Source organism: Protofrankia sp. Cas3 (genome assembly GCF_963555955.1).
Taxonomy (GTDB): domain Bacteria; phylum Actinomycetota; class Actinomycetes; order Frankiales; family Frankiaceae; genus Protofrankia.
The window spans coordinates 16488-26479 of record NZ_CAUVXP010000082.1 but is presented as its reverse complement, the minus strand read 5'-3'; the positions used below and the strand labels follow the sequence as shown (position 1 = coordinate 26479).

The following is a 9992-nucleotide window of genomic DNA, read 5'->3' as shown; positions in this document are numbered from 1 at the left end:
CGCCGGCACCGCGCCCGCCGGCACCGCGCCCGCGATGGCGCCGAACCGGCTGGCCGTCGAGGTCGGCGCCGCGCTGAGCGCCCTGGTCCTGCTGGGCGTGCTCCAGAACATCGACGTGCTGGCGATCGGCGCACACCGCTCCGTCGACGCCGGCTCGTACGCGGCGGTGTCCGTCGCGTGCAAGGCGCTGGTCTTCGCCGCGGTCGTCCTGGGGGGCTTTCTGCTGCCCGAGACCGCGAGCCGCCGCCACCGCGGTGAGCACGCGCTGCACCAGCTGGGCGCGACCCTGGCGATGCTCGCGGTGCCGGCCACCGGGCTGCTCCTGGTCGCCCTGCTCGCTCCGGCGGGTGGACTGGCACTGGCCTTCGGCCCACGGCTGACCGCGGCCGCAGGCTCCCTCGCACCGCTGGCCGCAGCCATGACCTGCCTCGGGGCAACCGTCCTGTTCACCCACTACCTGCTGGCCGTCGGCGCGCGCGGCGTCCTGGTGGTGCTCGCGGCCGCGACGGCCCTCGCCGTTACGGGCGTCTGGTGGGTCGGCGGCGCCTCGGTGGCGACCGCCCGGCTGGAACTCGTGCTGCATGCGGTGCTGGCCGCAGGCACGGGACTGCTGGTCTGGGCTGACGCCCGGCGCACCGCCACCCGGTGAGCGTGCGATCATCGCTGCTCGGACGCGTCGCGGGTCGGATTAGGATGCTTCGGACACGCTTCGCGATCACCGCAGGCCCTGGGGGCCAGGCCCGCGGCGCGCTGCCGTCTTCCTCCCTGCCGCACCAGCGACCGGGAGCCGAACCAGGACGATTGGGCTGGACCGGTGACCCTGACCGCACCATCGGCACATCCGCGGCGAGTTCTCTCCCGCCGGCTCGCCGGCCGCCCGGGCGCCGGCGGCGAGTCGTCGCCGCTGCGACGCCGGTGGCTGCCGTCGTGGCCCGCGTCGCTGCTGGCCGCGATCGCCTACCTCCCGCTGCTGCTCACAGCGCCCGGGCGGGTCGGTGTCGACACCAAGGCCTACCTGTACATCGACCCGCAACGGCTGATCAGCCATGCGGGGATCATGTGGGCCCCGAACATCGGGATGGGTGCGGTCACCCACCAGAACATCGGTTTCCTCCTCCCGCAGGGCGCCTTCTTCTGGCTCGTCGACCTCGTCGGTCTGCCCGCCTGGGTCGCCCAGCGGCTGTGGACCGGCTCGGTGCTGTTCCTGGCCGGCGCGGGCGTGTTGTTCTGCATGCGGTCGTTTCGGTGGCCGAACAGGTCCGCCTTCGTCGCCGCGGCCGTCTACATGTTGAGCCCCTATGTCCTGGAGTACGAGGCTCGGATGTCGGCGATCCTGCTGCCGTACACGGGCCTGGGCTGGCTGCTCGGGATCACCGTCCGCGGGCTGCGCGAGGCCCGGGGCGGCCGCGCGGCCTGGCTGCCGGACGGCTGGCGCTGGCCGGCCGCGTTCGGTGTCACCGTCGCGCTGGTCGGCAGCAGCAACGCGGCCAGCCTGATCTTCGTGCTGCTGGCGCCGATGCTCTGGCTGCCCTTTGCCCTGTGGGGGACCCGGGAGGTCCGGCTCGGCCCCGCGCTGGGCATGATCATCCGTACCGGTGTGCTGGTCGTGCTGTGCTCGGCCTGGTGGATCGCGGGTCTGGTCACCCAGGCCGGCTACGGCGTGGACATCCTTGCCTACAGCGAGACGCTCAAGACAGTGGCGAGCGCCTCGCAGGCGTCGGAGGTACTACGCGGCCTGGGCAACTGGTACTTCTACGGCGAGGATGCTCTCGGCACCTGGATCACTCCGTCGCGTGACTACACCCAGACCGTGTGGGTGGTCGCCGTGAGCTTCGCGGTACCCATGCTGGCGCTGGCGGGCGCGGCGCTGCTGCGGTGGGGCTACAAAGCCTACTTTGTCCTGCTGGTGCTCGTCGGTACCACGGTCGCGGTGGGCGTGTACCCCTATGACAACCCCTCGCCGCTGGGCGCTGCGTTCCGCGCGTTCGCGCAGGCATCCACCGCCGGGTTCGCGCTCCGGTCAATGCCCCGGGCGGTACCACTGGTCGCGCTCGGCCTGTCGGTGCTGCTCGCCGGCGGGCTCACGGCGGTCAGCGAACGGCTGGGCACCGCGGTCGGCACCGCGGTCGGCTCCGCGGTCGGCACCGCGGTCGGCTCCGCGGTCGGCACCGCGGTCGGCACCGTCAGTGGACGCGTGCGCGGGCGCTCCGGGGGCACCCGCCGCCGCGATGTCCGGACCCGGTTGCCGCGGCTGGCGCCCGGCACCGCATGGATCGTCGTCATCGTCCTGATAGTGGCGAACCTCAGTCCGCTGTGGCGTGGCCGGTTCATCGAGTCGGATCTGGACCGCCCTGAGCAGATCCCCGCCTACGAGCGCCAGGTCGCCACCGCACTGGACGCGACCGGTCCGGCCACCCGGGTGCTGGAACTGCCCGGTGCGGACTTCGCCCATTACCGCTGGGGGACCACCCTGGACCCCGTCCTGCCCGGCCTGACCAACCGCCCCTACCTGGTGCGTGAGCTGATCCCGTTCAGCGCCGCCGCATCCGCCGACCTGCTACGCGCCGTGGACCGCCGGATGCAGGAAGGCGTGTTCGAAACCAGTTCGCTGGCCGACATGGCCCGGCTGATGGGAGTCGGTGACATCGTGCTGCGCAGCAACCAGCAGTACGAACGCTTCCGCACCCCGCGGCCGGTGCCTACCTGGGCGCTGTTCACCGACCCGGTGCCCGCCGGGCTTGGCGCGCCACGCCGCTTCGGCCCGCCGGTCACCGACGCACCACGCATTCCCGTCAACGACGAGCTGGCCCTGGGTACCCCACCGGACGCGGTCGACCCGCCGGCGCTGGCCGTATTCGGAGTCACCGACCCACAACCTATCGTGCGGACGGCGGCCACCGGGGCACCGCTGCTCGTCAGCGGCAACGGGGAGGGGCTGGTGGACGCCGCGGCCGCCGGCCTGCTGGCCGACCCGCTCACAACGAACCGGGCCATCCTCTACACCGCGTCGATGGCAGCCGACCCGGCATCGGTCGGCCAGGCCCTGAGCGACGGCGCCGATCTTCTTCTCACCGACAGCAACCGGCGCCGGGCCGAACGGTGGGGCTCGATCCGGGACAACTACGGGTACGTGGAAGGCCCCGACACGGTCGCGCTGGCACCCGACCCCAACGACAACCGACTACCGGTCTTTCCGGCCGAGACCACGGCGGCCCAGACGGTCGCGGTGCTGCACGCCCCCGGCCAGCCCGGCGACATCGCCGCCGTCGGCGCAACCAGCTACGGCAACGCGTTCTCCTACAGTCCGCCGGAACGTCCGGTGGGCGCGGTCGACGGCGACCTCGACACCGCGTGGCAGGTCGGCGCGTTCGCCAACCCGGCGGGCCAGCGCCTCCAGATCGCCGTGACGGACCCGGTGCGCACCGACCGCGTCCGTCTCGTCCAACCGCTACGCGGCTCCCCCAACCGGTGGATCACCAAGGCGACGCTCCGGTTCGACGGCGGCGCACCGGTGAGTGTGAACCTCACCGCCGCGTCCCGGACCGAAGCCGGCCAGCTGGTCACCTTCCCGGCCCGTCGGTTCACCCACCTGGACATCACCGTCGAGGAGACCAACACCGGGGTCCGCGCGCAATACGCGGATCTGTCCAGCGTCGGGTTTGCCGAAGTCGACATCGTCCGACCGGACGGCACGTCCCCGCACGCACACGAGCTCCTGCGGATGCCGACCGACCTGCTGACCGCGGCGGGCACGGCATCGGTGCAACACCGGCTCATGCTGCAGGTCACCCGCGACCGGGCGAACCCGGCGGAACCGTTCCGATCCGACGCCGAGGCGGCCATGGCGCGGGTGTTCACCCTGCCCACCGCGCGTACCTTCGCGCTCACCGGCACCGCCCGCGCGTCCGCCTATGCCAACGACCTGATCCTGGGTACCTCCACCGGCCGGCCCTCGGACACGGTGACCACCGAATCGTCCGGGCGGCTGCCCGGTGATCTGGCTGCCGGCAGCGCCGGTGCGTTCGACGGTGACCCGGCGACGCTGTGGAGTCCCGGCTTCGGGATGCAGACCGACGCCTGGATCCAGGTCAACTCCCCGAAGCCGGTGAGTTTCTCGACGCTGACCCTGTCGGTGGTGGCCGACGGGCGCCATTCCGTGCCGAGGACACTCGGGCTGGTCGTGGACGGTAAGCGGGTGGACACGCTGACCATCCCGCCGATCACCGACATGCCGGGTGCCAGGATCGGACAGCCAGGTGCCAGCCGGACGGTCACCCTCTCCTTTCCCCCCGTCCGGGGCAGCAACATCCGCCTTGTGGTCGACGACATCCGGTCGGTCACCACCCGGGACCCGATCAGCCAGCAGCTGATCACGATGCCGGTGGGACTGGCCGAGGTCGACATCGCCGGCCTGCGGGTTCCCCCGGCGGCGGCAGCCCTGCCGGGCGCATGCCGTAGCGATCTCCTCACGCTCGACGGACGCCCGGTCCCGGTACGGATCACCGGTTCCAGCGCCGACGCGCTCGCCCGCAAGGGCCTGCTGGTGTCGCTCTGCGGTGACCCCATCACCCTGGGCTCCGGCGACCACGTGCTACGCACCATCGCGGGAGCCGGCGTCGGATACGATCTGGACCGCCTTGTACTGGCCTCCGAGCCCGGTGGTGGCGCGTCGCCGATCACTGCCGCCGGCTCGGTCGCACCGGCCGACCAGAGCACCCCGGTCCGATCATCAGGCGCGAGCAGCACCCGCGCGCCGGCGGTGGCGGTCACCGGATCGAGCGACACCTCGTTCGCCCTGCGGGTCACCAACGCCGAACCCGGCACACCGTTCTGGCTGGTGCTCGGGCAGAGCCTGTCCGCCGGCTGGAAGGCGACCTCACGGGGAACCTCAACGGGAGGATCGACGACCACCGACTACGGCGCACCACGACTGGTGGACGGCTACGCCAACGGCTGGCGGATCACTCCGACCGCGTCCAGCTTCACCGTCGATCTGCGCTGGACCCCCCAACGGCTGGTGCGCCGTGCTCTGGCGCTCTCCGGCATCGCGCTGACCTCCTGCGTCGTGTTGATGGTCGTGACGGCGAGAAGGCGCCGGCGATCACGCACGCAGGCCGATCCGGTGACCGCCGAGCTACCCCGGTTCGCATCGCCGGCGCCGCGGGCCCCGCGGGTACCGGTCACGGTCGCGATACTCGCAGCGACGGTGGCTGCCCTGATCGCCATGGCACTGGTGAACCCGGCGGCGAGTATCGCCACCGGGTTGGCAACCCTGGCCGCGCTACTCCTGCCCCGGGGCCGGACCCTGCTCACGCTCGGACCGGTGGCCCTGCTGGCCCTGAGCGCCACCTATGTCATCCAGGTCCAGCTGCGCCACAGCCTGCCCAGCGACGGGGAGTGGGTCAGGGCGTTCGCGCGGGTCGCGACCGTGTCCTGGATCGCGGTTCTGCTCCTGGGTGCCGACGTCCTCGTCACGGCGGTGCAACACCGGTACCGACACGATCTCACCGCGGATGTCACCGCCGGCCCGTCAGGCCCGGGCACCGGCGCGGTCACCGGCGCGGTCACCGGCGGCGATGCCGCGCGACCCACCGTTCACCCGTGACACCACAGTGCGGCCAACGGCTCGCGCAGCGGCCCGCAGCGCATTCTCAGCACCGCACAGAGCGGCGCTCGGTGGCTGATCGACCTCGGTCACCGCGGTGCCGACCACGAACGACGGCCTCGGCTCCCCATCCCATGACACCCGCAACCGGGCGATCATCTCGTTCGACCCGACCTGACTTCCACCCGGGAAGGCGACGACGAAGCGGTTGTGCGACCAACGCCCCAGCTCCGCACCGGGACCAGCGGCCGCACGCAGCTGGCCGGCAAACTGTGTGAAGATGTGCTCGTCGCCACAGACGCCGTCCGGGTCCGAACCCGGGTCCGAACCCGGGTCCGAACCCGGCTCCGAACCCGGCTCCGATGGGGCACCGAGCACCGCGAACAGACAGAGGACGGTTCGCGCGGGCAGACCCTGCAGAATCGCCAGGAAGCGCTCGCGGCTGGTGAGGCTGGTTGCCGGGTCGATACCGATCTCCCGGACGCGGACCTGTGCCCGTCGCAACCGCGCAAGGGTATGACCGGCCTGACCGCCCAACAGGGTGACCGCGCGCAGGCCCGCCTGGTCGGGCTCGTCCCGCCTGACCGTCCAGCGGGCCACCACAAGCCCGATCAGCCCGCCCTCGCCGGGAAGCGGCACCAGCAGCGCAGAGGCGATGCGCAGCCGCCGCACGACGTCCGCCGGGAACAGCGTCGAGGATGTGACGTCGGCCAGGAACACCGGCGCCCTGGTACGCAGGACGGCCCCGATGCCGACGGTGTCGCGCCCGGTGAACCGCTCCGCGGGCGTCGCTCCGTCCTCGTCCGACTTCGTCGCTCCGTCCTCGTCCGACTTCGTCGCGGTGGCCACCACGTGGAACACCGTCGATCCGGGAAGGTCAGCGAGCAGTAGGCTGGCCGCATCCGCGTCGAGAAGCGCTCGGGAGACCTCGGCGACCGTCGACCCGGCCGAATCCAGGTGATCGGGATACCAGAACTGGTCCAGCACGCCCAGCGCCCCGGTCACCTCCGCCAGCATCCGGTTGGCTCGGCGGGCCTCCAGTAATTGCATGACCTGGTGTCCCAGGGCGGCGAGCGACTCGCGTTGGCCGGGGGTGAGAGCACGAGGAATACGGTCCACCGCCACGACGTGCCCGATCACCTTGCGATCAGGGGTGGTGATCGGCGCTCCGGCGTAGAAACGGAATGACCGGCGCGGCCCGATCCTGGCCAGGCGCATGAAGCGGGGGTCCGCGGCCATGTCCGGAATCTCGAAGACCCCGGTTTCGGCGAGCGCCCACTGACTGACCGACACATCGCGCGGTCGTTCGGTCACCGTCGAGCCGTGGCAGGCCTTGAACCATTCCCGATCGGTGTCCAGGAACGCGACAAGTCCCACCGGGGTGTCACACAGGCGGGCCGCCAGCGCGGCGATCTCGTCGAATTCAGGCTCGCTGTCGGAATCGAGGATCTCGTACCGGCGCAGCGCGGCGATCCGGGCGGGTTCGTCAGCCGGCCTGACAACGGGCGGTCCGGCCATGACCAGTTCCGGCGGGCACGGCTGCGCCACCCGATCGGGGCCCGCCACCCGATCGGGGCCCGCCACCGAATCGGCCTGCACCGTCGCCGCGGGCCCGGGAACGGCCGCGACGACCGCGCAGGCCTGCGCGGTCAACAGCGCCAGCAGCTCGGGCGAGGGAGGCAGCGGCCGCGAGATCGCCTCCCCCTGGAGAAGATCGCATCCGAGCTCCACCAGCATCCGCAGGGCCCGGGCATCCTCGACGCCCTCGCCGACGACCCGTAGCCCCAGGCGATGGCCGAGCTCCAGGACGGTGCGGACGATCGCGACGTCGGGCAGGCTGCCGTGCGCGTCGGAGACGAACCCCCGGTCGATCTTCACCTCGTCGAACGGCAGCGCCTTGAGGATCTCCATCGAGCTGTAACCCGTTCCGAAGTCGTCCAACGACAACGTCACCCCGCGGGTGCGCAGTTCCCGCAGCATCGCCGCGGCCCGGGCCGGCTGGGTGACCAGCGCACTCTCGGTGATTTCCAACGTCAGGACGTCTGCGGGCAGGCCGTGCACGGACAGCGTGTCCGAAACCAGGTTGGGCAGATCGTCGCGGACGAGCATCCGCGCCGAGAGGTTCACCGACACCGGTACGTGGTGGCCGGCCGACGCCCAGTCGGCGCACTGGCGCAGCGCCTCGTTGAGCACCCACTCGGTCACATCGATGATCAGAGTGGACCGTTCCGCCATCGGCAGGAAGGCTCCGGGGGCCAGCAGACCGCGATCGGGGTGCGCCCAGCGCAGCAGTGCCTCTACACCGGCGATGCGCCCGGTATGGGCGGACTGCAGCGGCTGGTAGTGCAGGACCAGTTCGCCACCGGCGACGGCGGCGCGCAGCTGCGCGTGCAGGGCGAGTTCCCACGGCCGGACGCCGGCCATGCCCGGGTCCCACACACCGGCCCGTTCGCCGTCCCGTTTGGCCACGTGCAGCGCCGCGTCCGCCGCCGGCAGGAGGGCGTCGAGGCTCGCGCCGTGCAGCGGGGCGACCGCGACACCGGCGCTGGCCTCGACCTCGACCTCGACGCCGTCGATCCGGAACGGACCGAGGATCTGACTGATCACCATTCGGCCGATGGCGCGCATCTGATCGCGTGCGGCCTCGGGCTCGTCGGGCAGCTCAACCCCACACATGACGACCGCGAACTCATCGCTGCCGATGCGGCCGGTGAACGCAGGGTCCACGGGTACGCTGCGCAACTGCATCGCGATGGCCTGCAGCAGCCGGTCGCCGGCGTCATGACCGAGGGCGTCGTTGACCTCGCGGAACCGGTTGATGTCAAGGAGCACCAGCACGGCGTGGCGACCGGCGGCGAGCGCCGCGGCGATCGCGGGCTGGGCCACCCGGGCCAGGCCGGCCCGGTTCGCCAGCCCCGTCAGCGGATCCCGGTCCACCAGCAGCTGGCTCCAGCGGCCGAACCCGTACACAACCAGAGTCGTCCCGCTGACGGTGAAGACGGTCATCACGACCGCGGGCATCGCGACACCGAGATCGCCTTCGATCGCGAAGCCGGCCACGGCCCCCGCGCTGATGAGCGCGGCATGGACAAGGGCCACCCACAGTCTGTGAACCATCGCGCCATAGGCGGCGATCCAGGCGTACCAGAGCAGATAGAGGTCGGCGTCCCTGCCGGAATCACTGTCACACAGCGCAATCGTGACCGCGAGGACCGAGGAGAGCACCAGGATGTGGTGAGCCACCGGCCGGATGCGTCGCAACAGCAGCGCGGCAACCAGGTTGGCGATGCTTATCGCCACGGCGAGCCAGGTCCCCAGCTGGTTCTGCCCCGGCGACCAGGGCAGCAGCGCAAGGACGGAGAAGGCGAAGACTCCTCCGACGGAAAGTATGACCAGAAATCGCCGTCGATCCGTGAAGGATGGAACGCTCATGGTGAACGATCCTCCTGCCGTCGGGGGTAAGGTGCCGCCGCCCGGCGGGACAGCACCCTGGCAACCACCGGGCCCCGACAACTACCGAGAGCGACCAAACGGGCCAAAAATCTTCGATTCACGACCCAGAGACAACGCCGCCCCATCACCGTAACCCGGCGCCACCACTTAGAGCGCCCGGCAGTAGGGGGCGCGGCGTCGCGGGGCTGATAGGCGCAGACAGTGAGCGCACAGCCTCAGCGCGAGATCGCCGCGAGGTCAGTGGGCGGCGTCGTCCCAGGTCAGGCCGCAACCAACACTGACGTCGAGAGGAACCGACATCTGGTATGCCGCTCCCATCTCGGTCCGTACCAGCGCCTCGACCTCGGCGCGCTCACCCGCAGCGATCTCCAGCACAAGCTCGTCATGGACCTGGAGCAACAGCCGGGACCGCAGTCTGCGCTCCCGCAGCGCCCGATCGACGCCCAACATGGCGATCTTTATGATGTCCGCCGCGGACCCCTGGATGGGAGCGTTGAGCGCCATTCGCTCGGCCATCTGCCGACGCTGCGCATTGTCACTGGTAAGATCGGGAAGGTAACGGCGCCGTCCGAGGATCGTCTCCGTGTAACCATCGGCACGGGCCTGTTCGACCACCCCGCGTAGGAAGTCCCGTACCCCGCCGAACCGGGCGAAGTACGCCTCCATCTGCGCACGGGCCTCTTCCGGATGGATGCCGAGCTGGCCGGCGAGCCCGAAGGCGGAGAGCCCGTAGGCCAGCCCGTAGGACATGGCCTTGATCCGGCGGCGCAGCTCGGGATCAACCGCGTCCACAGGCAGACCGAATGCCTGGGCTGCCACGTAGGTGTGCAGGTCCTCGCCGGAGGCGAATGCCTCGATCAGTCCCTCGTCGCCGGACAGATGCGCCATGATGCGCATTTCGATCTGGGAATAGTCGGCCGTGAGCAGGGTCTCG

Annotated in this window: 3 protein-coding genes and 1 pseudogene; 2 read left to right on the top strand and 2 right to left on the bottom strand. The window is 71.0% G+C overall.

What is annotated here, in order from left to right; genetic code table 11:
• Positions 1–649, top strand: a pseudogene (locus U9983_RS16010) (hypothetical protein); the annotation flags it as partial.
• A 165-nt stretch (positions 650–814) separates the two neighbouring features.
• On the top strand, positions 815–5605 hold the full coding sequence (locus tag U9983_RS16005; RefSeq protein ID WP_322754796.1) for an alpha-(1->3)-arabinofuranosyltransferase domain-containing protein: 4791 nt from the start codon (positions 815–817) through the stop codon (positions 5603–5605).
• Here the strand turns inward: U9983_RS16005 and U9983_RS16000 are convergent.
• Together U9983_RS16000 and U9983_RS15995 are read right to left on the bottom strand one after the other, a co-directional pair.
• Positions 5531–9037 carry an EAL domain-containing protein gene (locus tag U9983_RS16000; protein WP_322754795.1) on the bottom strand — a complete coding sequence of 1169 codons (3507 nt, stop codon included), beginning with the start codon at positions 9035–9037 and terminating at the stop codon, positions 5531–5533. The genes U9983_RS16005 and U9983_RS16000 overlap by 75 nt on opposite strands.
• Positions 9038–9295: 258 nt before the next feature.
• On the bottom strand, positions 9296–9992 hold a 697-nt coding region (locus U9983_RS15995; RefSeq protein WP_322754794.1), incomplete at its 5' end, for a DNA polymerase.

Coding starts and splice junctions, on each gene's coding strand:
- U9983_RS16000 (WP_322754795.1), bottom strand. CDS start 9,037: ATGAGCGTTCCATCCTTCACGGATCGACGGCGATTTCTGGTCATACTT.